At 47.1% G+C, this 25,153-nt stretch carries 13 protein-coding genes; 6 read left to right on the top strand and 7 right to left on the bottom strand.

Translation table 11 applies throughout. The annotated features are described in order from the left end of the window. Positions 1-3,813 (bottom strand): glycoside hydrolase family 2 TIM barrel-domain containing protein, encoded by a 3,813-nt coding sequence (locus QUA42_RS16235; RefSeq protein ID WP_333138186.1) that lies wholly within the window; start codon positions 3,811-3,813, stop codon positions 1-3. A 228-nt stretch (positions 3,814-4,041) separates the two neighbouring features. Here QUA42_RS16235 and QUA42_RS16230 point away from each other — a divergent pair, with 228 nt between their 5' ends. The 4 genes from QUA42_RS16230 (at position 4,042) to QUA42_RS16215 (ending at position 15,699) form a co-directional block, all read left to right on the top strand. Next, on the top strand, positions 4,042-9,549 hold the full coding sequence (locus tag QUA42_RS16230) for a PAS domain S-box protein (RefSeq protein ID WP_333138184.1): 5,508 nt from the start codon (positions 4,042-4,044) through the stop codon (positions 9,547-9,549). A 377-nt stretch (positions 9,550-9,926) separates the two neighbouring features. Continuing rightward, complete coding sequence (locus QUA42_RS16225; RefSeq protein WP_333138182.1) at positions 9,927-10,067, top strand: hypothetical protein; 141 nt, start codon at positions 9,927-9,929, stop codon at positions 10,065-10,067. A 72-nt stretch (positions 10,068-10,139) separates the two neighbouring features. Then, positions 10,140-14,276 carry an ATP-binding protein gene (locus tag QUA42_RS16220; protein ID WP_333138180.1) on the top strand — a complete coding sequence of 1,379 codons (4,137 nt, stop codon included), beginning with the start codon at positions 10,140-10,142 and terminating at the stop codon, positions 14,274-14,276. A gap of 100 nt (positions 14,277-14,376) precedes the next feature. Continuing rightward, positions 14,377-15,699, top strand: a complete 1,323-nt coding sequence (locus tag QUA42_RS16215) for a response regulator (protein ID WP_333138178.1) — start codon at positions 14,377-14,379, stop codon at positions 15,697-15,699. A 449-nt stretch (positions 15,700-16,148) separates the two neighbouring features. Here QUA42_RS16215 and QUA42_RS16210 read toward each other — a convergent pair whose 3' ends face one another. Together QUA42_RS16210 and QUA42_RS16205 are read right to left on the bottom strand one after the other, a co-directional pair. Beyond that, the gene (locus QUA42_RS16210) at positions 16,149-16,688 is read right to left on the bottom strand and encodes a GIY-YIG nuclease family protein (RefSeq protein ID WP_333138177.1); all 540 of its coding nucleotides are present in this window, start codon (positions 16,686-16,688) and stop codon (positions 16,149-16,151) included. A 59-nt stretch (positions 16,689-16,747) separates the two neighbouring features. Then, positions 16,748-17,074 carry a hypothetical protein gene (locus QUA42_RS16205; RefSeq protein WP_333138175.1) on the bottom strand — a complete coding sequence of 109 codons (327 nt, stop codon included), beginning with the start codon at positions 17,072-17,074 and terminating at the stop codon, positions 16,748-16,750. Between the two features lie 393 nt (positions 17,075-17,467). On the opposite strand from QUA42_RS16205, the gene QUA42_RS16200 reads away from it, so the two are divergent. Continuing rightward, the gene (locus QUA42_RS16200) at positions 17,468-18,268 is read left to right on the top strand and encodes a hypothetical protein (RefSeq protein ID WP_333138173.1); all 801 of its coding nucleotides are present in this window, start codon (positions 17,468-17,470) and stop codon (positions 18,266-18,268) included. A gap of 93 nt (positions 18,269-18,361) precedes the next feature. Here the strand turns inward: QUA42_RS16200 and QUA42_RS16195 are convergent, their stop codons facing one another. Together QUA42_RS16195 and QUA42_RS16190 are read right to left on the bottom strand one after the other, a co-directional pair. After that, positions 18,362-19,225: a sulfite exporter TauE/SafE family protein gene (locus QUA42_RS16195; protein ID WP_333138171.1), complete on the bottom strand. Its 864-nt coding sequence runs from the start codon at positions 19,223-19,225 to the stop codon at positions 18,362-18,364. 73 nt (positions 19,226-19,298) lie between these two features. Then, positions 19,299-20,141, bottom strand: a complete 843-nt coding sequence (locus QUA42_RS16190) for a pentapeptide repeat-containing protein (protein ID WP_333035969.1) — start codon at positions 20,139-20,141, stop codon at positions 19,299-19,301. A gap of 420 nt (positions 20,142-20,561) precedes the next feature. On the opposite strand from QUA42_RS16190, the gene ilvD reads away from it, so the two are divergent. Further along, the gene (gene ilvD / locus QUA42_RS16185) at positions 20,562-22,247 is read left to right on the top strand and encodes a dihydroxy-acid dehydratase (protein WP_333138169.1); all 1,686 of its coding nucleotides are present in this window, start codon (positions 20,562-20,564) and stop codon (positions 22,245-22,247) included. Between the two features lie 116 nt (positions 22,248-22,363). Here the strand turns inward: ilvD and QUA42_RS16180 are convergent, their stop codons facing one another. Together QUA42_RS16180 and QUA42_RS16175 are read right to left on the bottom strand one after the other, a co-directional pair. After that, positions 22,364-22,894, bottom strand: a complete 531-nt coding sequence (locus QUA42_RS16180; RefSeq protein WP_333138167.1) for a hypothetical protein — start codon at positions 22,892-22,894, stop codon at positions 22,364-22,366. 253 nt (positions 22,895-23,147) lie between these two features. After that, positions 23,148-25,079: an ATP-binding protein gene (locus QUA42_RS16175; protein WP_333138165.1), complete on the bottom strand. Its 1,932-nt coding sequence runs from the start codon at positions 25,077-25,079 to the stop codon at positions 23,148-23,150. Between the last annotated feature and the right edge of the window lie 74 nt (positions 25,080-25,153).

Raw genomic sequence — 25,153 nt, 5'->3', positions numbered from 1 at the left:
CTACCATCGATAATACCGATAAGGATCGTCCCCATTCTCAAAATCCGCCTTGTAATCCCAGTGATAAAACTCCCGACTCGCACCGTTAAAAATATCTCCATCCGCCTTAAAACTCGCCCCTAAATTAGCCAAAATCTGAGCATTTGCCCGGGTTTGCCGCCAGCGAGTAAAACGGAAATAAGTCTTAGTATCAGCATTCAAACTGTCCGGTTCAATCTGAGAAAAAATCGCCACACCCTTGCCCACTTTTACCCGACTTAACAAACCGTCAGCGCCGATTTCACCCCCAGACTTAATCAACCAAGTATCATAAAAAGAGCGCGATCGCAAATCTGAGGCGCTAACCCCCTTCACCTCATCCCAACTCGGAACCGCCAGCGAACCCCCAAAATCCTGCGCTTGCTGCAAACCCACGCCCAAACCCGCAGCAGGCACTTGACGCGGCAAGAAAAACGCCTTCCCGCCAGCATTCAAATAACCGCGCAAATCGGCATCTTTCAGATTCGCTTCTCTCCCCACAATGACCAAACCAACATCATTAGAAAGCGAACTAGCGCGCTGATAAATTACCCCCAAACTGTCCAACTTTTGGGCATCTCCATCTCCCCCAATTAAAACAACTTTATCCGGCTTTCCAAGTACCGGAGAATTGATCCCGTAACTCACAACTTGTTGCACTAACTGCGCCGCCCCAGCATCTACAGAATAATGGTCTTCCAAATCCAACTCGTTTAAAATCAGCCGCCCTTTTCCGTAATCCAATTCCATCAGCGGCGAATAAGCTAAATCAAACTCAGATTCCAAAATTGGGCGCCAACCGCTGCGGTGCGGCTTCTCAATAGAAGCGCTACTGACACCGCCGCGATTTCCCCAACGCCAGCCGTACCAAGGTTTATTTGCTGGACTCAAATTAGGGCCAGTTTGGATTGTATCTGGATAAGCTTCAAGCAGCGTGCTTTCCCCCACCCAATCCCGCAAATCTTCACTGTCTAAACCGTTAATTGCCGGATGTTTGCTGTCAACTGGATAAGCGCGGCGGCTGACGTGGGCAGCAACCCGGAAACCCGTATTTTCCAGCCATTCCCTGCGCTGAGGAAACACAATTACTTTGCCGCCGTTTCGGACAAAACTTTCTACACTTCCCGGCAAATTTTCGCCGCTATAAAATGCTTCCCTACCGATAATTAATAGCGCTGAAACTTGCGAACCATCCCACGGTACAAGCTGATAACCTAATTGTTTTAACATTGCCGATGTTTTGCCGGCTGGATCGAAAATTGTCACCGAATCTTTGATGTTGGATTGTTTGGGAAAAACGCGGAAAGCAAATGTATCAGAATGCGATCGATCGCCCACCCGTGCGGTCAATCGAATTTCGCCGTCAGCCTTGCTAGAAATGGTACTTGGCAAATTTACATCTATTGGGAAAAACAGCGTCCCTGCCGCCTCAATCATCCCTTTTCCCTCGCCTTTTTTTACTTCTTTACCCTTCACCAAAACTCGCCAATTAAACGTAAATTCTTGCGGCGTCCGCCTATCGTTAATTAACACTACTTGCTTTGCTACTTTTCCGCCCACAAACAAATTGTGATCTTTGGCAGTAAAAACCGGGCTAGCACCAGCAATCCAAGCCAAAGTCGAGCTATTATTATTCATAATTGCCTCGCCCCCAGGATGAACAGTGTAAGCTTCGGGCTGCAAATAATTCAAAAGATTATTCGAGACTTGCTTCAAATAAACTCCCCGCCGACCCGGTTGAAATGCCCCAATATCCACCTTTTTTCTGCCTGTTTCGGAAACTTCCCAACCATGTCCGTCATTCCAAGGAATCATCCCCCCAGACATTCCAAAAGTCCGCCAACTCCTCCAAGTATTTGTACTGAATAAGTGCTGCAACTTTTGAAAAGCTGGGGCAAAATCTAACTCTTTTTTTAAATGCCAGTTTTGATACTCCTGACCCTTGACAAATTGCTCGCGAATTTTAGCTTTATAAGCGGCAGTTTCCAACTCGTAAGCCTGCTTGCCAAAATAAATGGCCGCAAACTCAGTCATCCAAGGTTCGCTGAGAATCACCTGACCAAAACCTTTGCGATTCCGCATCATTGTTGCGTGCAGAGGAGTCCCAAACTCGACTGCCATGTAGGGCCTTTCCCCGGTTTTGCTCCACTCAGAAATCCACTCTTCCCGTTCTTGCAAGGGAATCATATTTAAATAAGAATTCAGCGCATAAACATCGCCGAAGTGGGCGCCTTGGTGTACCATCACAGGTCTGGTTGGGTCTGCCGATTTAATAGTAGCTAAAGCGTCATTTCCTAGGGGAGTGTTGACCCGCAAACGCTGGTTTTCCGGGGGACTGAGAGTTCCTTCTACTTTGCTTTTGCCGATGCGACGGGGATTTAGGTCGTCAGCGTTGCCGAAAAAATTAGGACTTGTCGCCCACATTAATACTGATGGATGATTGCGGTAGCGGCGCATTTCAGTCACCATTCGGTCTTTCCAGCGGTTTTTCCACAGGGGGTTCTTCCACTTGCCATTCCAAGCGATAGGACTAATGTCTAAAGCGGGAGCCATAATGGGAAAACCTTTGAGGTCTGCTCTTTCGGAAAACAACTCTCGGAAGTGCCATCTACCCCGTTCGTCGTGATTCCAAGGCCACATTTCTGTTATGTTAAACCCGGCTTTGACGTAACCATCAATTAGGCTATCTGCAACTTCTACTGTGCCGCCTTGCCAAGTATCGGAGTGCAAGATTGGTCGCAGTCGAAATTCAGTTCCGTTTAAGAAAAATTTGCGCCCTTCTATCCAAAATTCGCGGAAGCCAAAAGGTTGGTTGTATTGTGTGTCAATGCCGCTGCCTTTTACTTCTAATTGCAGGGTGTAAAGGTTTGGTTGCCCGATATCCCAAAGACGGGGATTTGGCCAATTCCAATGAACTTGGACGGTTTGAATTGGTTTAGCTTTAACGTTGGCAGTGGCGGTGAATTTTTGTTGTAATTTGCCTTTTTCGTCGAGCATTTGCGCGATTATTTCTACTTTACCGTTTTGGGTAACGTCTTTGAGTTCAACATCTAATTTAACTTGCTTTTTTCGGGTGGAAGTTTGGACGAATACGTCCCTAATTAGCGGGCCTGGAGGAAGGCTCAGAAGCCTTACTTCGCCGATTATTCCCCGCGATTGCAACTTTGATTTTTCTGTGTAGATTTCTGTGGGGCCCATGATGACGGCTTTTTCCTTTTCATCGGATACTGCCACCACTAAAATAGATATGGTGTTTTGACCTGGTTTTGCTGCTTTGGTAATTTCAATAGTGCCGTAGGGCCAGGGGATTTGGCCGCAGTTAATGCCGTTGACAAAGATGACTGCATCGGTGCTGACTCTGGCTAAGTCGAGAAAAATTCGGCTGTTTGTCCAGTCGCCGGGAAGGTCTATATTTCTCTGATACCAAGCTTTTGATAGTTGTTTACTGTTGAAGTTTTCCCAATCTTTGCCGTTGCCGCGAGTGATGATTCCGGGTACGGATTCGTTGTTTTCTTTTTGCCAGTCTCCAGGCACCGAGATGGAACCCCAACTTGGAGAGACGGGGGGGTTTTGGGGGTTGCCAACGGCGGGGACAAATTGCCAAGTTCCATTGAGATAGATTTGGGATCGTTTGTTGTCGATCGCCCCGGCGGCGGCGATGGTAAGATTGGGGAAGTTGATCGATATCGCTGAGTTGCTGGCGAAGTTGGGATTTTGCAGCGCGTAACCGACGAATCCAAAGAGGGTGGCGGCTGCGAAAAATAACCCGATAATTTTTGCCAGCTTGTGATTCACTTTAAATTGCTCCCAGAAATTAGATAATCTAATTTGTCCCTGGATCTATGATAGCAGTTGATTCAGCACCAATCCTGCTGCCAATCTGTCTCTGGGAAGATGGCACAGAGCCGACAAATGTGGTTTTGTATAGAAAAAATAAATACTTAGTTTTAACTGAGTTTTAACAAGGTTGTTTCATCGACATCAGCAATAGTGCGATCGCGCCATCGCTACAGGTCTACAAAAATGAGTCGGTTTCAGGTCTTGGCCTCACCCATTACATCTTACAAAATTGCTACATTTAGTGCCGGCACGGCTTTACTGCTGACAACTCTGTTACTGTTTTCCTTCCAAGCAGCTCCTGCAATCTTACTTCTGGCCGCTGCAATGGTTATCGCTTGGTATGCTGGCTTAAAGTCCGCAGAACAAGAACTAGAAATAGAACGTAATATTATTTCAAAAATAGTTGACACGACGGCTTGCTTGATTGTAGTTCTCGACAGCCAAGGACGGATTGTCCAGTTTAACCAAGCTTGCGAAAAAACTACAGGCTACTCGACAGCAGAAGTAATTAATAAATATGTTTGGGATTTATTCTTAGTTTCCGAAGAAATAGAGCCAGTTAAAACAGTTTTTACCAAGCTCAAGGTCGAAAATTTTCACAGCGAATATCAAAACTATTGGCGCACTAAAAATGGCGAGAAGCGCTTAATTTCTTGGTCAAATACTGTGACCCTAGATGGCGAGGGTTTGGTGGAATATGTGATAGGCACTGGCATTGATATTACTGACCGCCAAGAAGCACAAATAGCGCTGGCTTTATCCTACACTAACCTAGAAAGTCGCGTCAAACAACGCACAGCAGAACTAACAGTAGCTACAGAAGCGCTGCAAGCTCAAGAAGAACGATTTCGCTGTTTAAGTTCGTGTTCGCCAGTCGGCATTTTTATAGCCGATTTTGAGGGGCGCTACACCTATGCAAACCCACGCTGTCAGGCTATTTGCGGCTTAAGTTTGACAGAACTTTTAGGAGACGGTTGGGAGAATTGCATTCACCCGGAAGACAGCGATCGCGTATTGACCCGATGGCTGGATTATACTCGGAAAGGTGGGGAATATGCGATCGAGTATCGCCTGCAAACACCACAGGGGATTGTGCGCTGGATTAACGTTTGTTCCTCGCCGATGTTCTCCGACTCCGGCGAACTCATCGGATACGTGGGTACGGTGAGAGATGTCACAGAAAGACAACAAGCGCAAGCAGCTTTAGCAAGCAGCGAACAGCAACTGAGAACGCTGCTAGAAAATACGCCAGACATCATTATCCGCACGGACAAAGAACTGCGTTATATGTATGTCAATAAAGCAGTGGAAAGAAGCCAAGGAAAACCGCTTTCATTCTTTTTGGGTAAAACCAGTCAAGAAATAGGAATGCCGCCGGAACTTTGCCAAATGTGGGATGAAACCCTGCACAAAGTGTTAGAAACGGGTCGAGAAGAAATTGTCGAATTTCAGGCTTTCTCAACTAACGGCATCCGAAGTTATCAATCCCGCGTAGTTCCCGAATTGGACAAAAATGGCGTACCAAAATCTGCCTTAATTGTCGCCCGCGATATTACAGAAATAAAACTTGCGGAAACTCAAAGATTGCAGTTAACAATCGAGCAAACAGCGAGGGAAAAAGCGGAAATAGAACAGCAGCGCTCGGCATTTTTAGCAGAAGTCAGCAAAATGGTGGCTGATGCGTTTGACGGGGAAACGGTGCTGCAAAAGGTAACAGAATTAGCAATAAATTCGATCGCCGACGGGTGCTGCATTCATTTGACCGAAACCGACTCAAAAGTGCGTCTGGTCGCTGTGGCTCACGCAGAACCCTCCACGATTGATACTATAAATAACTTCAGAATCCGCAGTTTGAGCGCCGACAATGCTGTTAACGGCTATCCCCTGGTAATCCGCACCGGAACATCCGAACTAATTGCCGAAGTGGATGAGGAAATTTTAGCAGCCGGAGCCGAAAATGCAGCAGAATTGGAAATATTGCGATCGCTCAATATCGGATCTCACGCTTGCGTACCCCTGAAAGCCCGCGGGCGGGTAATGGGTTCCATCACTTGCTTTACCTCAAAGTTTGGCCGCCGCTACAGTGCAGAAGACATGGCAATGCTAGAAGATTTAGCATACCGCGTGGCGATCGCCCTAGACAACGCCAGACTTTACACAGAAGCGCAGGAAGCACTATCTCAAACATCGGAATCCTTCGCCTTAATTGACTCGCTATTAGAAGCATCTCCCCTAGCGATTTGCTTTCTGGATAGCGAAATGCGCTTCATTCGTATCAATCAAGTTTTAGCAGAACTCAACGGTTTGCCTATAGAACAGCATCTCGGCCAAGACTTCCGGCAATTGTTGCCAGAACATGCAGCCAAATTTGCGCCGATAATTCAGCAAGTTTTAGCAACGGGTCAGCCTGTTTTAAACTTAGAAATGAGCGGCGAACCTGATGGGAAACCGGGATATTTCGGCTACTGGCTCGCCAACTACTACCCAGTAAAAAATGAAAGGGCAGAAATAATCGGAGTCGGCCTAATTATCACAGATATTACCGCAGAAAAACAAACCGAATTAGCTTTGCGGGAAAGCGAAATGCGCTTCCGCAGCGTGGTAGAATCTAACATAATCGGCATCGGTTTCTGGGATGTCAGCGGCGAAGTTACGGACGCTAACGACGCCTTGCTGGAAATGATCGGATATACGAGGGAAGACTTAGCTTCGGGAAAGATCCGCTGGCTCGAACTTACGGCGCCGGAATATGTAGAACTCGATCGCATCGCCCTCGCGCAAGTCGAAGCAGAAGGAAGTTGCGCGCCTTTTGAAAAAGAATATCTCCGCAAAGACGGCACGCGGTTCCCAGTTTTAGTCGGCGGCGGAAACTTCCAAGGATGCAAAGACAAAGGAGCATTCTTCGTACTCGATATCACCGATCGCAAACAAGCCCAAAATCAACTTCGAGAAAACGAAATACGCATTCGCCGCCAACTAGCAGAACTCGACTTAGTGTACCAGACTACACCAGTCGGGCTGTGCTTTATCGATACCAATTTGCGCTACATCCGCCTGAACGAATGCCTCGCTGCGATCAACGGCCGATCGATCGCAGAGCACCTCGGGCGCACCGTTAGAGAAGTAATTCCCGAAATGGCCGATATGGTAGAGCGGATTTACCGTCAAGTGCTGGCGACGCAAACCCCCGTGCTAGACTTGGAAATTAAGGCCGAAACCAAGCAACAGCCGGGAGTTTTGCGGGATTGGCAAATCAGCTTTTACCCAGTAAGCGATGAATCAGGAACACTGCTGGGAGTCAGCACCGTGGTTGCCGAAATCACCGATCGCAAAGAAGCAAAACGGGTAATGCAGCAAAGCGAAGCCATATTCCGGCGGCTGTTCGAGTCAAATATTTTTGGAGTCGCGATCGGCGATTTTAGCGGCCGCATCGCCTACGCCAACCAATCCCTGCTCAACCTGGTCGGCTACACCCGCTCAGAGTTGCTCTCGGGTCAAATGCGGTGGGACAGGATGACCCCCCCCGAATACCTGCACCTCGACGCCTTAGCGGTCCAAGAACTGCGGGCTAAGGGAGTCGCAACTCCTTTCAAGAAAGAGTACATCCGCAAAGATGGCAGCCGCGTGCCGATTCTGATGGGCGGAACCACTCTGTCCCCGGACGGTCGCGAACCAGAGACGATCGTCGCATTCTTCATCGACTTGACCGAGATCTCGCGGGTGGAAGCAGAACTCAAAAAGAATCAAGAACGGCTGCAAATCGCTCAGCAAGCAGGCAAAATCGGAACTTTTGAATGGAACGTCCAAACCGGCGATATCGCCTGTACGCCGGAGTTAGAGGCTTTGTACGGGCTGCCGGCCGGCGGTATCGACAGCTATCAAAGTTGGGTGGAAAGGGTGCATCCAGACGATCGCGTTGTTACTCAAAAGCAGGTAAAGGCTGCCGCGACCTCCGGGGAGGAATTAAACATAGAGTTCCGCATCTGCCGCCCGGACAAAAGCGTGGGCTGGATTGCTTGCAGGGCTAAGGTGTTTCAGGACGATGGGGGTTTGCCTTTGCGGATGATCGGGGTGAACGTCGATATCAGCGATCGCAAACAAGCAGAAGCCGCGCGATCGCACATCCATCAAACTTTAGAAGCCTTGATTCAGGCTTGTCCCCTAGCAATTACCGTTTTGGACTGCGACGACGGGACTGTGAAAATGTGGAACCCAGCCGCCGAGAGGATTTTTGGCTGGCATGAATCAGAAGCGGTTGGTCAATTTGTGCCCTGCGTTCCCGCAGACAAGCGGGAGGAATTCACGGCTAATTTGAAAAAAATTCGCCAAGGAAACGCGATCGCCGGCATGGAAACCCACCGCCAAAGGAAAGACGGCAGCTCGATCGACATCAGTTTGTGGGCAACTCCAGTCCGCGACAGCAACGGCAATATCAACTGTATGTCGATCGTCGCCGACATCAGCGATCGCAAGCAAGTCGAGGCCCAACGCGCTCAGTTGCTCGATCGCGAACAGGCCGCGCGGGCGGAAGCAGAAGCTATCAGCCGCCGGAAAGACGAGTTTCTAGACTCTCTTTCCCACGAATTGCGAACGCCTATAAATGTGATTCAGGGGTGGGCACAGATCCTGCGCGCCCACCCCTACAACCAAGATAAATTAGCTTGCGGTTTGGAAGCCATCGAGCGTCAGTCGAAGGTGCAGATCCAGCTAGTGGAAGATTTGCTCGACGTTTCCCGGATTATTCAAGGCAAGCTGGCTCTGAAACCCGGCTGGTTCTATATGGTAAAGACGATCGAGGCGGCTCATAATTCAGTTCGTTTGGCAGCCGAGGCCAAGTCTGTCACCGTTTCGTTAGAACTTGACCCCGCAGTCGGCTTGATGTGGGGCGACGCCCAGAGGTTGCAGCAGGTAGTGTGGAATTTGCTGATTAACGCCGTGAAGTTTACGCCTTCGGGGGGAAATGTCGAACTGCGCTTGTCTGCGGTGGCTGTTAGCGATTCCTCATCACCCAATTACGTGCAAATTACTGTCAGCGATACCGGAAAGGGCATTCCTGCTGATTTTCTGCCCTACGTGTTCGATCGCTTCCGACAAGCAGACGCCTCGAAAACTAAGGCTGAGGGCGGTTTGGGACTGGGATTGGCGATCGTCGAGCACTTGGTGCAACTCCACGGGGGCACTGTGACTGCGGAAAGTCCCGGTAAAGACCAGGGTGCGACATTTACGGTGACACTGCCACTCAAACAGCCTCGGAGTAAGCAGTCCCAGTTGAGAGGAGAAAGGAAATCCCATGCAATGCCTCCGGGTATTTTGGCTGGTTTAAAGGTGTTGGTAGTTGACGACGAACCCGAAAACCGCGAGTTTTTGATGGTTGCCCTCGAACAGTGCGGGGCGACTGCGACGGCGGTTGCTTCGGCTGCGGAGGCGATCGACATTTTACAGCAGTCGCCGCCGGATATTTTAGTTAGTGATATCGGTATGCCCGTTGAGGACGGCTACTCGCTGATCAGCAAAGTGCGATCGTCCGAATCAGACAAAATCAAGCGCTTGCCGGCCGTGGCGCTGACAGCTTATGCTAGCGAAGAAGACCGCCATCAGGCGATCGCCACTGGTTACAACGAACATTTAACAAAGCCAATCGAACCCGCTTTCTTCGCCACGGTTTTAGCCAAGTTAACAAAGTTGCATTAGGGCGATCGGGCATTACTGCAAACTTTGATATCATATCCGGTCAATTACCCTTAATAAAAAATGTTTGTAGTGAGGACTAAAGTCCTCAATAATCAGAGGACTTTAGTCCTCACTACAAACATTTTTTACTGAGCTCCCTCGACCCGACACGATCTTATACCAATTCTGAAAAGCAAGCATCTGTAGCGACACGGCAATGCCGTGTCCGGTGCGGGGAGTTAGGACACGGCATTGCCGTGTCCCTACGGTTCGCTTTGACTTTTAATAATTGGTATAAGATTGAAAACTCTAGCTGTTATCTGCCCACTCATAAGCCATTTATACAGCTTTTAATTAAGGATATAATTGCCCAGACACAGAAAAAAAATATAAAATTTATGACAGTTATTGTCAGTAAAAATCAAGCAAATGCCAAACAGCTAGAAACAGAACTGACAGAAGCAAATTTTGACAGCAAGGCCCAATATTCGCTGGTAGTTGGCTATATTGAAGCCGGAGGAAAATTTCAGAGCCTGTAGGGCGCGCCAATTGCCGGGAAAGGCACGCTATAGCAGTTAAAATACGATTATCAGCGCAATTGGTTTACACCCATGCCCATTTATCCCTTCAACCGCCTAACCGCCAAATTTTTCAGCAAGCTGCCGCTGCGAACGGTTCTAATTGTTCCGTTTGTTTTGCAAACGGTAAGTGTAGTTGGGCTAGTGGGCTATCTTTCTTTCAAAAGTGGTCAGGAATCAGTCGAGGATGTAGCGCATCAGCTAATCGAACAAGTAGGAGGACGAATTAGCGATCGCCTCACCGATAATAATGGACTGTCGGCAATCAATACCTCTCTGGGTAGGCTGCAATTCTCGGCTTCAGGACAAACTTTTATTATGGATCGATCGGGCAATCTGATTGCCACATCTACACTAGAAACACCCTTGGTGACGCCAGCAAAAAAGCAACCGACGCCATTGCTAGCCACCAACAGCAAGGATGCCCGAACGCGAGATATTGCTCGACAACTCGCCAACCGATTTGGCAACTTCCGCACGCTGCAAACTACTCAGAAATTGACCCTGGCGAGCAAGGGCGATAGGCAGTTTGTCCGCGTCACCCCCTATCAAGATTTCCGTGGTTTGGATTGGTTGATTGTGGTGGTGGTGCCAGAGTCTGATTTCATGGCTCCGATTCAAGCAAATACGCGCAACACATTGTGGTTATTGGCTGGTACACTACCGCTGGCGATCGCGATCGGATTGTTGACTTGCCGTTGGGTGACAAAGCCAATTATGCGCTTGAATACCGCCGCCAAAAATGTTGCCAAAGGAAAATGGGATCAACCTTTAGAAATTACACGCTTGGATGAAGTCGGATCTCTCGCCAATTCCTTCAATTTTATGGCAGCGCAACTGCAACAGGCTTTTGCAGACCAAAAATCTTTAAATGAAGCTTTAGCGCAAAGAGAGAGCCAACTAAAGCACTTTCTCGAAACCATACCAGCAGGAGTATCTATCCACGATGCCTCCGGTAAAGTCATGTACTTCAACCAAACTGCCAAGCATTGGCTCGGCGTAGAAACTATTCCCGATGCGACTTTAGAAGAATCAGTAGAAGTTTATCAAATCTACCGCCAAAACCAGCTTTATCCCACTGAAGAACTGCCCGCATTCCGAGCACTGCGCGGTGAAACGGTATTCCTTGAAGATGTAGAACTTTATCGAGATGGGAAATTTATTCCTTTTGAGGTGCGCGCCACACCAATTTTTGACGAAGGCGGAAACATTATTTATGCCATCAATGCTTTTTATAACATCGCACAGCGCAAACAATCTGAAAAAATATTAACTGACTACAATCACACTTTAGCTGCCGAAGTGGCCGAACGTAGCGGCGCCTTAGCTCGTGCTAACGAACTATTACAATATGAAATTACAGATCGCCAATTGCTTGAGCAAAAACTTTACTCTTCTACAGAGCAATTTGTGAAAATATTTGCGTCAATTACAGATATTGTATTTATTTTTGATGTTCAAGAAGAAACCATCCAAATTATACCTACTAAGGGAATTTTTCAATACAACTATCACACGAATCAGATCGACTCCATCATCGAACAATTTTTTGAGGAGGAAAGCGAGGAGATTTATTTTGCTCAAGTTCGACAGGCATTGGAAACCCAACAAACTATTAGTTTGGATTACAGTCTGCAGATTAATAACCAAGAAGTTTGGTTTGCTGCTAAAATTTCGCCGCTGTCGGATAGCTCTGCGGTTTGGGTAGCGCGCGACATTAGCGATCGCCAGTTTGCCGAATCTCGACTGCTGGAAGCCCAAAAAATTGCCCATATTGGCAGTTGGGAATACGATATCGCCACAGCAACAACCACTTGGAGTGAAGAACTATATCGCATTTATGAGCTCGACCCTACTCAAAAACCGCTGCCAACCGAACAATTAATCGAGCGTTTTCATCCAGAAGATCGAGCGCGCTATCTGACAATGGTGCGCGCTCGAGCTATGTCCGGGCAAAGCTTTGAAATTGATCTGCGGCTGATCCGAAGAGATGGCTCGCTCAGTTACATAGAAGTTCGAGGGAAACCGGTTTATGATGAAAAAGGGCAGTTGATCCGTTTGTTCGGCACTGTTTTGGATATTAGCGATCGCAAACAAGCCGAGTCAGCTTTGCGAGAAAGCGCCCAGGGAGAACAAGCCATCGCCCGATCGATCGAGCGCATCCGTCAATCCTTAGATATTGACACAATATTCAAAACCACAACCTCTGAACTGCGACAAACCCTAAAATGCGATCGTGTCGGTATCTATCGCTTTAATCCTGATTGGAGCGGGGAATTTGTTGCCGAATCAATGGCTCCGGGCTGGATATCTCTGATGCGACAACCCGACAATTGTAATGTGCCAAAAAATCTCGTCGAAGACTCTAGCTGTACCGTGAAAACTATGCAAGCCTCCGGTGAACCCGTGCTGGATACCTATCTACACAGAAATCAAGGTGGTATGTATGCTAGAGGCCTTTCTTACCGCATAATTGAAGACATATACAGCGCTGGGTTGAGTCCTTGTTACCTAGAACTTTTAAAAAAATTTCAAGCTAGAGCCTACGTTATTTTCCCCATATTTTGCGGCAGTCAACTTTGGGGTTTGCTCGCCAGCTATCAAAATTCTGCACCCCGCACTTGGCGCGAAGCAGAAATCAATATTGGGCTGCAAATTAGCACTCAACTAGGAGTCGCCTTACAACAAGCTCAATTGCTCGAAGCCACTCAACAGCAAGCAGTACAGCTTCAACAAGCCGCCTGGGCCGCAGAAGCTGCCAACCTTGCCAAAAGCACTTTCCTAGCAAATATGAGCCACGAACTCCGCACCCCGCTCAACGCAATTCTGGGATTCTCCCAATTGATGCAGCGCTCTACCAACCTCACTCGCGAACAACAGGAAAATATCCGCATTATCAACCGCAGCGGAGAACACTTGCTAGCTCTGATCAATCAAATATTAGATTTAGCCAAAATAGAGGCAGGACGCATTACACTCAACCCCACCGAATTTCCATTAAGCAGCCTGTTGAACGATCTGGAAGAGATGTTTCAACTCCAGGCAAGGGAGCAACAATTGCAGTTAATTTTTTACTGCTCTAGCGAAACTCCCGAATACGTGCAAACAGATCAAATGAAATTGCGCCAAGTTTTAATTAACCTGCTTTCTAACGCCATTAAATTTACCAAACACGGAGTAATTAGGTTAAGAGTAAGTGCATTTATCGACAGTGGAAATCAGCACTTACCCATCAGTAATTACCAATTACATTTTGAAATAGAAGACACGGGTTCCGGCATAGCTGCTGATGAGTTAGATAAGCTTTTCCAAGCCTTTGTGCAAACCAAAACAGGAACCCAATCTCAGCAAGGAACAGGCTTGGGGCTGGCTATCAGCCAACAGTTTGTCAAGCTGATGGGCGGCGTGATTACTGTACGGAGTGAAGTAGGACGCGGCACCACCTTCGCGTTTGATATCCCCGTCAGCGCCGTTGATGCCCCGGCGACTCAACCCGTACAGCCACCGCGTCGGGTGATAGCGCTGGAACGCAACCAGCCACGCTATCGTATTTTGATTGTGGACGATCAATCGGACAACCGCCAACTGCTGATCAAACTCCTCGCGGGCTTTAACTTTGAACTCGAAGAAGCCAGCAACGGCATGGAAGCTATTGAAATGTGGTCGAGTTTTGAGCCACACTTAATTTTTATGGATATGTGGATGCCCGTGATGGATGGACATGAAGCAACCAAACGCATTAAAGCCACCGTTAAAGGTCAAGTTACGGCAATTATTGCCGTGAGTGCCGGTAACGCTGAAGAAGCGCAAAGCGTTACTGTATCAGATGATTGCGATGACTTTATCCACAAACCCTTTCGAGATACAGAAATTTTTGCCACCCTCCACAAACATCTGGGAGTGCGTTACATTTACGGTGAACCGGAGAGTGTTCCCGAGTCAACTCAAATCGAGGCTCCGACTCCAGAGACTCTTGCAGCTTTACCCGCAGATTGGCTGGCAGCTTTAGAGAAAGCCACAATTGAGTGCGATTTAGAGTTAATTCTGATCCAAATTGAGCAAATTCGCGATCGCAATGACGCTTTAGCTAGTGCTCTAGCCGGATTTGCTAACCAGTTTCAGTTCAATCAAATACTAGCTCTCATCCATCCCGAAACGAAAGAGAAATGATATTATACCCGGTTCGTAGTGAGTACGACCGTCCTCATAAAACCCGCTAGGACGATCGTACTCACTACAAGCCTATAAAGGTTATTTTACCGAACTAGATATGAATTACGAAGCAACTCCCCTCTTAAAAGGGAATATTTTAATTGTTGATGATATTCCGACTAATTTGCAACTTTTAGCTCAAATACTCTCGCAGCAAGGGTACAAAACACGCACCGCACCCGACGGGAAACTAGCGCTGCGGTCGATCGAGTTAACTCCTCCTGACTTAATTTTGCTCGACATCATGATGCCCGGTATGGACGGCTACAAAGTCTGCCAAGCATTGAAAGCTTCTCCCACAACCAAGGACATTCCGGTTATTTTTATCAGTGCTTTGAATGAAGTGTTAGATAAAGTCAAAGCCTTTGAAGTTGGTGGTATAGATTATATCACAAAACCATTTCACGAACAAGAAGTTCTCGCCCGCGTCTCAAATCAACTCGTGCAGCGCCAGTTGTTCCAGCAAACACAATCCTACGCCCAGCAACTCGAACAAACCGTAACTGAACTCAAGAAAACTCAAGCTCAGTTAATACAGAAGGAAAAAATGGCTTCTTTAGGTCAGCTAGCAGCAGGAATTGCTCACGAAATCAACAATCCCGTCAGCTTTATCTACGGTAACATTGCTCTAGCGGCGGACTATGCACGAGATTTACTTCGCCTCCTCGAATTGTACCGACATTACTACCCGCACCCGGTGGCAGAAATTATCGGCGAATTGGACGAAATTCAACCCGAATTCATCGCAGAGGATTATCCAAAACTTCTGAATTCGATGACAGAAGGTGCTTCTCGGATTAGCGAAATTGTGATGTCTTTGCGGAAATTCTCCCGGCTTGGCGAACAAAAGTACAAGCCAGTGGATATTCATGAAAGCATTGACAATACTTTAGTTATTTTGCAGCACCGGTTGAAGGGAGCAAACAAAGCTGGTGAGATAGAGGTCATTAAACACTACAGCCAACTGCCAAGAGTCACCTGTTACGCCAGTGAGTTAAATCAGGTGTTCATGAACCTGCTAAGTAATGCTATTGATGCCCTGGAAACTCAACCATCTCCCCGAAAAATTACCATCAGCACTTCAGTAAGTTGTGAGTCAGAATCGGCCCTGCAGAATCAAGATTCAAAATTAGCCACTCACAACTATAAATCCGTTGTTATTCACATTTCTGATAACGGTTGTGGGATGAGTGAGGAAGTGCGCCACCAGATATTTGACCCATTTTTTACTACGAAGCCTGTAGGCCGCGGTATTGGATTAGGGTTGGCAATCAGTCACGATATTGTAGTGGAAAAACATGGAGGTCAAATCAGTTGTATTTCTGCTCCGGGCCGAGGAACCAAGTTAATTGTGCAGATTCCGATATCTGTTAAATTTTAATAAATTTCAACCTTTTAAAATTTAACAGACCGAGAGAATATATCACATAGATTGTACACGAGCATCTGTAGGGAAACGGCATTACCGTTTCCGGCGTGGGGATTATGGAAACGGCAAGGGCTATTGGTGTCAACTTAAGGTAAAACCGATATTTCGTCAGTCCGTCAGGGGTTGAAACCCCTGCCTCAAAGCGAAAGTCCTCTAAAAGAGGACTGAATAATTTATTAGTTTTCTTTTAGAGGACTTTTGCTATAAGCCCCGTGGAATTCAATCCCTGGCGGAGTGCCGGGTGAGCGGGAGGACTGGCGGACTAAAGGCTTAAGTTGAGACCCATGGGCACGGTGCCGTCTCGAAAGCTGTGGGTAATATTAATGCCGATGGTATCGGATTTGATAGAAGTCCTCATTACAAACAGGGGCTGATTGTGGGGAAGTGACCAGAGAGCGTATTTACTTTAAATCCAGCAATCCGCTAGTTTTTAGCTTGGGATTAAACCGGATTTCTTCTGTTACGCCGCGAGCTTTCAGCAGCACGAAAATTTCATTTTCCACGCGCCGCGCGACATTTTTCAACAATTTATCTTTGGCAATTTCATCGGCGAAGATACCTTCATAATTTGCCGTTTCTTGGGCAGTCATTACAGTTTTGGTGTCGATGGGATCGTTCCACTTGCCAGCATCGGCACCGTTACCCTGGGGTTGGGAACCGTTTTCGGCAATCCAACTTGATCGGATGCTTTCTAGGATAGTGCGGCTGGGCTTGTCAATAGTTTGGACTTTCAGCCAGTAGCAATATTGGGTTTGGCGCACCAAATGCTGTTTGAGGCTGAGGTAAATGTCGCGAGAATAGCCGACAAATTGCAGGACTTTCTCGCTGTCAAAAATCGCGTAAACGCCGATTTTTCCCTGAACAAAATCGGGCAATTTTCCCTCAGAGTCTATGTATGGAATGAAGTCTAAGCTGGCTAGAGATTGAATGTCTTCTGTCATCCGATTTTAGATTTTAGATTTTAGATTTTAGATTAAACCACAGATTAACCCGCCTTTACCTAACTATTGAAAACTCGATAAATTGCACAGAGGCGGCTGGGTTTAAATATTTTGGCTTGGAACATGAAATTAGGCGGGACGTTGACGATCGCAAAATCGCTCGATTGATGATACTTTTCAAATTCCGCAGGCATTCCCTTCGGCGTCTCGCTGCTGTAAGGGACTGGCTGAAACAGTAACTCGGCAAACTCAATGCGCGAGCAGTGCAATTGTAGCGCTACTTGTTTGACAAAGCTTTCACCGGTTAATAAACCGAACAGTGCAGTTTTAGCATCTGGTTCGAGGACAAAACTGCTATCGTAGCTTTCAATAATCTTAAGACCCATTTTCTGTATACTCCTGACAGACGGCGGTGAACGCTTATTGGTTAACTGTTGAGCGATCGACTTAATCCTGAATTTTACCTGAGATTGACCCTTTTGAAGGCAGAACGTATTCGGCAGGAGGTCAATCGATTTTAGATTTTAGATTTTAGATTTTAGATTTTAAATTGAAGCATTGACCCCACGGATAAATTCGGGGGCAAGTTTCATCGGATACAGGTTTTTTATTTCTGGGTCCTGAGTCTGCGAAGGAATGAATCTGGGGGCTTGTATCCTGGATGCTTTCGGTCAATAAAAATACCACAATCAGGAAATTTTGACAAATAGCCCTGATTTATTTGCCGATCGCTTTTATCATGTCCGTATCGCCATCTATCCGACTACGACTAAAAGGCTATGCAGAAGATTGAAAAAGCATCATTCCCAGTTTTGAGAAGTGCCCCGAACCAGCCGGACTGGCTAGAATTGGTAGAATACGCCTCTGTTGCTGGTTCAGCTATTGGCACGATTGCTGCAGGATTGTCGGGCCAAATTGTCTACGCTGCCGCCCCCTTAACCGCAGCACTCTCGCTGAATCTCGCCAATCGCCAGCGTTTCGAGCAACAAATGCAACAAAAGGCAAATTCTGCGATTACGGACGTACAGGCTGCAGTAGAACGTCGATCGCAGCAAGTTCAGATACTACCTGGAGAACCTGCGGAACTCTACACCGCCGTCTCCGACTTGCAGCAGAAACTCCAGGGCTTGGAATCCGGCGTCATCGCCGAGGTACAAGCTGCCGTAGCCTCCCTCGAACGCCAAGCCCAGGCGCTGCCTGCAGATTCTCAGGAACTCTACACGATCCTCTCCGATTTGCAGCAAAAACTCCGCATTTTGGAAACTAGCGCCCTGAGAGAGCATGATTGGGAAAATGTCAACGTCCGATTTTTATTGATGGGCGAAAAGTTAACTGAAGTTAAAACTATTACGGCTCAGTTACAGGAGCGATCGAACGAAGTAGACTTCGATACCATCCAAGGTTCTCTCAAGCAATTGCAGGACTTGCTCGATCGACCCACAATAGATGCAGGGATGCTGCAAACCGAGATTCAGCATTTGCAGCAGCAAGTGTCCGAGTTGCAGAGACAAAATCAAGAAATTGTCAAGCCTTATTTGCAGCGTCTGACTCGCGCCGTGAAGAAACTATCAGCAAATTAGTCTTACTTATTCGTTTTTCGTAGGGTGCAGCGCGGGCATCTTCCCGCATTCTTTCGTAGGGTGCGCCGGGCCGCGCACCTTACCAATTACCCATTACCCGTTACTAAATTTTTGCCAAGCTTGCCAGAAAACATAAATCGATAAAACTGCCAAGAGCGATCGAAAAGCTAAACTAACAATACGATCGGGCAGTCTCGGCAAAAACCGCGTGCTCACCTGCGCGCCCAACAAACCGCCGCCGCCAAGAATTAACCCCACAACCCACAAAACATTCCCGCGCGCCGCGTGTCCCGCCGTCGCCGAAATTGCCGTGATGACTATGACGCCCAAGCTGGTTTGAATTGCGGTTTTAATGCTTTCTCCTAATAGCAAAATTTGCAGGGGAACCATAATTACGCCGCCGCCTACACCAAACAAACCCGCTAATAAACCCGCCGCACTGCCGGTGGCCATTTTAGCAAAAGTTGGATTGAATAAAATATTAGAATTATTTGGCAATTGGTGATTGGCAATTGCTAATTGAGCATTTTTTCCTTGTCCCGCTGCTCCTCCTATTTCCCCTTGTTCTGCTTCCCTTTTCTTCTGAGCTGTCAGGTGCTTGCGAACTTCAATCAAATAAATATTGAGCCACAGCAACAACCCAAAAGTAAGTAACAGCAAGTAAGGCGGAAATATACCCGCCAAATAAGCACCGATTTGTGCTGTGATGACGGCGGGAAATCCGATGCCTGCGACTTGGCTCAAGCTGAGGTAGCCCATGCGCCAATTTTGGATGCTGCCAGAAAGAGCTGTAATGACGATCGACAAACCGCTAGTAGCAACCGCTTGCACGGGGGCGTAATTGAGAGCCACCAACAAAGGCACGAGAACCGTACCGCCACCGATACCCAAAAATCCAGCTAGAATTCCGGCAAAAATTCCCGCCGCACCCAACATCAATAATTCACTGATACTCATTAGTCATTAGTCATTAGTCAGTAGTCAGTAGTCAACAGTTAACAGTCAACAGTCAACAATCCACAATCAAATTTTAAGAATCATTAGTTGTGCCGTCCGGCATAATTGCCCGCCTCAAATCTGCATCGCGGAAGTTAGTTCGATTGAGATTAGCATCAATCAAAACCGCTTCCACCAAAACAGCCCCGCTGAAATTAGACCAGCACAGCTTTGCCCGGTACAAATTAGCACCGCTCAAATTAGCTCTTGCCAGCGTTGACCAACTCACATTAGCAACTCTCAAATTAGCATTGCTCAGATTAGCGTCCGTGAGATTAGCTCCAACCATCGTTACTTGGCGCAAGTCTGCACCAGCCAAGTTGGCCCCGCTCACCATCGCCCCGCTGAGAATTGCCTGATTCAGGTTAGCTCTTTCTAAAAGCGACTCGCTGAGGATGGCATTTGTCAGGTTTACCGCTTTGAGAGTTGACCAACTCAAATTTGCCTTCATCAAATTAATGCGAATCATGCTAGCGTCGGTTAAGTTGGCCGCAAACAAATTCGCTTCGGTAAAGTTGGCTTCGGTCAAATTAGCTTCGGTCAAATTAGCCTTGGTCATATTGACTTCTCTCGCCATTGAGCCGCGCAGGTTGGCTCCCATCAGGTTAGCCCCGCTGAGATTGGCGCGGCTCAAATCAGTACCGATGAGGTTTGCTTCGCTCAGGTTAGCTTCCGTCAAGTCCACCCCTGCCAATTTCACCTCGCGCAAGTTCGCTCCCGTCAGGTTAGCGCCTTTGAGGTTTGCGTCTTGGAAATTCGCTCTGGTAAAGTTAGCCTCGCTGAGGTTTACCCCTTTTAAGTCGGCCCCGACGAGGTTAATCTCTCGAAAATTTCTTTCTCCGGCCGCATATTGCCTCAGAATTCGATCGGCCTCCATGTCATTCGCCTCGCAATTTTTTTTAAACGTTAGAGTGATGGGTGTTACCACATCATCCCAGATAAATACGGTATTCACTCTGCACGCTGTACTATCTGTAGAATCTTTGCACTGCTTTCCGGACACTGGTGTGCCACTGCCTCCTAAAAGGTCTGACAAATATCAAAGCTTCTGAGAAAATCAACAATAGGGTAAAACTCTCGGCGCTCGGCACTGAGTCAGTCGATTTTAGATTTTAGATTTTAGATTTGCTCCACAGATTCCTCTGGGAGCCGGAACTTTGGTCTAAAATTATGGGCTCACCACGACGATTATCGGAAACTTGTATTCGTTTTTGGGCGAGCTGGCAGTTGACAACTGAACAACTGTCAACTGTCAACTGTCAACTGTCAACTGTCAACAGACAAAGGAAATTTTAAAATGCCTGAAAATTTGAGAAGCCAAGCTGTGACTGGAGGCGTGCAGCGCGCGCCCAACCGAGCAATGCTGCGGGCAGTCGGTTTTGGTGACGGCGATTTCACTAAGCCGATTGTGGGGATTGCCAACGGGTACAGCACGATTACGCCCTGCAATATGGGATTGAACGACCTCGCTTTGCGGGCTATTGCGAGTGCAAAGGAAGCCGGGGCGATGCCGCAGATGTTCGGTACGATTACTATCAGCGACGGAATCTCGATGGGAACTGAAGGGATGAAATATTCTCTGGTGTCGAGAGATGTGATTGCTGATTCCATCGAAACTGTTTGCAACGGCCAAAGTATGGACGGGGTGCTGGCTGTCGGCGGTTGCGATAAAAATATGCCAGGGGCGATGATTGCGATCGCCCGCATGAACATTCCTGCTATTTTTGTTTACGGTGGCACGATCAAACCAGGACACCACAACGGACGCGATTTAACCGTTGTCAGCGCTTTTGAAGCAGTTGGTCAATTCAGCGCGGGCAAAATTGACGAAACAGAACTCAATGCAGTGGAACAACAAGCTTGTCCGGGTGCGGGTTCCTGTGGCGGAATGTTCACAGCAAATACGATGTCTAGCGCTTTTGAAGCGATGGGCATGAGTTTGCCTTATTCTTCCACAATGGCTGCTGAGGATGCCGAAAAAGCTGACAGCGCTGCCGAATCTGCAAAAGTTGTGGTGGAAGCTGTCCGGAAACAGTTGTTACCGAGCCAAATTTTGACGCGCAAGGCCTTTGAAAATGCGATCGCGGTAATCATGGCAGTCGGCGGTTCAACCAATGCTGTGCTGCATTTATTAGCCATTTCCAATGCGATCGGCGTTGAGTTGTCCCTCGACGATTTTGAAACTATTCGAGCAAAAGTACCAGTGCTGTGCGACCTCAAACCCAGCGGCAAATACGTAGCAACCGATTTGCACAAAGCCGGCGGCATTCCTCAAGTAATGAAAATGCTGCTAGAAAAGGGTTTGCTCCACGGAGACGCCCTGACAATTACCGGCCAAACTGTTGCTGAAGTGTTAGCAGATATTCCAGCCGAACCCCGCACCGACCAAGATGTCATCCGCCCTTGGAACAACCCACTTTACGCCCAAGGACATTTAGCAATTCTCAGGGGAAATCTGGCAACAGAAGGAGCCGTTGCTAAAATTACGGGCGTTAAAAAACCGCAAATTACCGGCCCGGCGCGGGTATTTGAATCTGAAGAAAATTGTTTGGATGCAATTTTAGCGGGCAAAATTCAAGCCGGAGATGTGATTATCATCCGCTACGAAGGGCCCAAAGGCGGACCGGGAATGCGCGAAATGTTAGCACCAACTTCGGCAATTATTGGCGCTGGTTTGGGAGATTCTGTAGGGTTAATTACTGACGGTCGCTTCTCTGGCGGAACTTACGGCATGGTTGTTGGTCACGTTGCACCGGAGGCGCAAGTTGGCGGGACAATTGCTTTGGTAAAAGAGGGCGATTCAATTACGATTGATGCTAACAATCGCTTGTTGCAGCTCAATGTTTCTGATGCAGAATTGGAGCAGCGGCGGGCTCTTTGGCAGCCTCCTAAACCTCGCTATACTAAGGGCGTTTTGGCTAAATATGCTAAGTTGGTTTCTTCTAGCAGTGTTGGTGCGGTGACTGATTTAGGTTTGGGTTAAAGTAGGAAATTTTTAACCGCAGATGAAGGCAGATAAACGCAGATGAACGCAGATAAAATCCTATCTGCGTTCATCTGTGTTCATCCGCTGATATCTGCGGTTAAAAATTTACCAAATTAACTGCGCTGATTCAAAAAGCGGCCTGCCATCGACATGGCGTCAGTAATATCTACGTCGCCGTCTCCATCTGAATCTAAAAATGTATTCAAAACGGGATTGCTGCCTTGGGCTGGGTTTTGGGCGTTGCTGCCGGTTTTTAGCAAATTCAGCACCAGCGGCACCAAAACAGGTATCATCGCCTGCACTGTGGCGTTATTCAAACCAGTTCTGTGGGCGATATCGTTCACTATCTGCGTCAGTTGGCCGACTCCGAACAAACTCTGTACCGCTTGCGGATTGGGATTTGTGCCGCTAAATTGGTTGACAAGTTGTTGAGCTTGTGCGTCTCCTGACTGCGATCGCACGTCTTGCAATGCCGATCGCACGTATCCGCCCAAAACCGACATTGCTAGCTGAGTCGTGCCCGTATTGACGCCCTGGTTGCTGCTCAACTGTTCTACCGCACCGAGAATGTTGCCCAACTGATTGGGATTTGCTTGTTGGTTGGGATTGTCGATCGCGCTCAAAATTTGGTCAAATAGTCCCATAATTTTCGCTCCGTACAGTGATTGCTCAACTTTAAATTATAGCAAATCCTGTTTTTCAAGATTACCGAAAATAGTTTTGATGTGGGTCTTATAACTCATCTATTGGCGTAGCGACAGCCATTCAAGAAGCAATCTCATACCATTTGAGATTTGAGATTTGAGATTTTAGAGGTGGAATGAATTCTGACATCAGAGTGGAGAGCTTGCTTGCAGTTGCATTCTTTTTTCAAACATGGATAAAAACGGATAATTTTTAAGTTTTTACAGTTCCTATTTTTTCAGCCTTGGTTGGCACTTTCTCGTTGCCTATGGAATTTGATTCCCGAGCAATTGGAGGTTGTAAGAGCGTATTTTGCCTTAAATCCTCCTGCTTAATCGGCAGGGCGATCGCAAATTCCGTCCCCGTTCCCACCTCAGACCAAAAGTTAATCGTCCCGCCGTGTTTCTTGACGATAATTTCGCGACCAATTGCCAATCCCAAACCAGTGCCTATACCTCTCGGTTTAGTAGTAAAGAATGTTTCAAACATTTTTTCTTGACTCTCTGGCGCTATTCCCATACCGTTATCTGAAATTCGCACTACCACTGAGTCGTCGTCCAAGTATTCTGTAGCAATCACAATTATCGGGGAAAAACTCGGTGCTTCTTGTTGGCTTGAGTCCGAAGCCGATTGTTTTTTCCCCTCCTCAGAGCTGGTTTTCTCAATTTTTGCTTTCTCTTCCACAGCATCTAGTGCATTGTTCAGAAGATTCACAAATACTTGGTAAAGCAAACCCATATAGCCTTCAACAGGCGGAATATTCCCGTAATTGCATACCACTTCAATGCCCTGTTTGATGCGGCTGTTGAGAATCAGCAAACTGCTGTCTATGCAGGCGTGCAAGTCGACGGGATGAGGGGCTGCCTCATCGAGGCGAGAAAAATCTTTCAAACTTAAGATAATAGCTTTTGCTCTTTCAGCACCTACTTGCATTGAGTCAAATATTTTGATCAAATCTTCTTTGAGAAAATCGATGTCTATTTCTTCGCCTTTCGCGACCACTGCGACCGGGGGGTTGGAAATTTCTGTTTCGTAAGTTTTGAGCAAATCTAAAATATCTTCAACATAATTTCTGGCCGGGTCGATATTGGCATAGATAAAATTGATTGGGTTGTTAACTTCGTGAGCAACACCGGCTAACATCCGCCCCAAAGTTGCCATTTTCTCATTTTGCAGTATCTGGCTTTGTTGTTCAGATTTCAATTCTTCTAGCAACTGATTTACTTTCTGAATCAGTTGATTCAGCGAAGCTGCTAATACTCCCACTTCATCGGTGCTGGTAACTGGTACTTGCAACTGAAAATTAGATTCTTCAGTCACTCGCTGAGCGATTTTAGTTACAGCGGCTAGGGGTTTGGCGATCGCCCGACTGGTGAAGCCCGCCAGCACTGCTGCAACGACGATCGACAGTGCCATGCTACCCAAAATTATTTGCACCCGCAGCGCCTGGGCTCGCAGCAGATCCTCCCGTCCTGCATCTTCTTGCTGTTGGGCGCGATCGATAATTGCTGCTATATCATTGACAGCCGTATTTAGTTGCAACCCTATTTTATTTCGAGCGAAATTCGACAGCAACTTACGTTTTACGCTTTGTTGAGCGGGGTTATTGGGCAACTGACTAATTTTTTTATTAACTATTTCTAGTTGATAAATATAATTAGACAGTAGCGAATTGCAAGTATTTCTAAATTTACCTATTCCTTTTATTTGTTTCAGGTATTTAGGTTTCTTGACTTCAGATAGTAACTCTTTTAAGCGGTAAATATTATTTTGTAGCTGTTTGTATTTGCTGTCAAATATTTGGGGCTTGTCGATGCCGTAAATCAGCCACTCTTGGCTGTTTTGCGTCCGCACTAAAGCCACCTGCAACTTATGTAAAAGCTGAGTTTCTCGATCGAGGTGTACTTGATTGTTAATTCTGCGATAGTAATGAGTGCCCACCAACATCCCGACACTCGTTCCCCCAATCGCAACACAAAGAGCCAGTGCGTACCCACGGCAGATTTTGTCGTGAATACTGAGGTTGCCCAAGGAACGGGCTATGTGAGCGAAATAATTGGGCTTTGGTGGCTGGGTCTCTTTGATGTTATGCTCGCAAGAGGTAGAGAGTTCTTGTGAAGGCTGATTCAGATGTTTGAGCTGCATATAGCAATCCTAAATCATTATCATGAGTACGGTACAATTATATGCAATACTTGATTATGACAAAAAAAATGAAT

Source organism: Microcoleus sp. Pol11C2, assembly GCF_036701505.1.
Lineage (GTDB): Bacteria > Cyanobacteriota > Cyanobacteriia > Cyanobacteriales > Microcoleaceae > Microcoleus.
The sequence above is the reverse complement of the archived record's forward strand: the minus strand, read 5'-3'. Positions and strand labels throughout refer to the sequence as shown.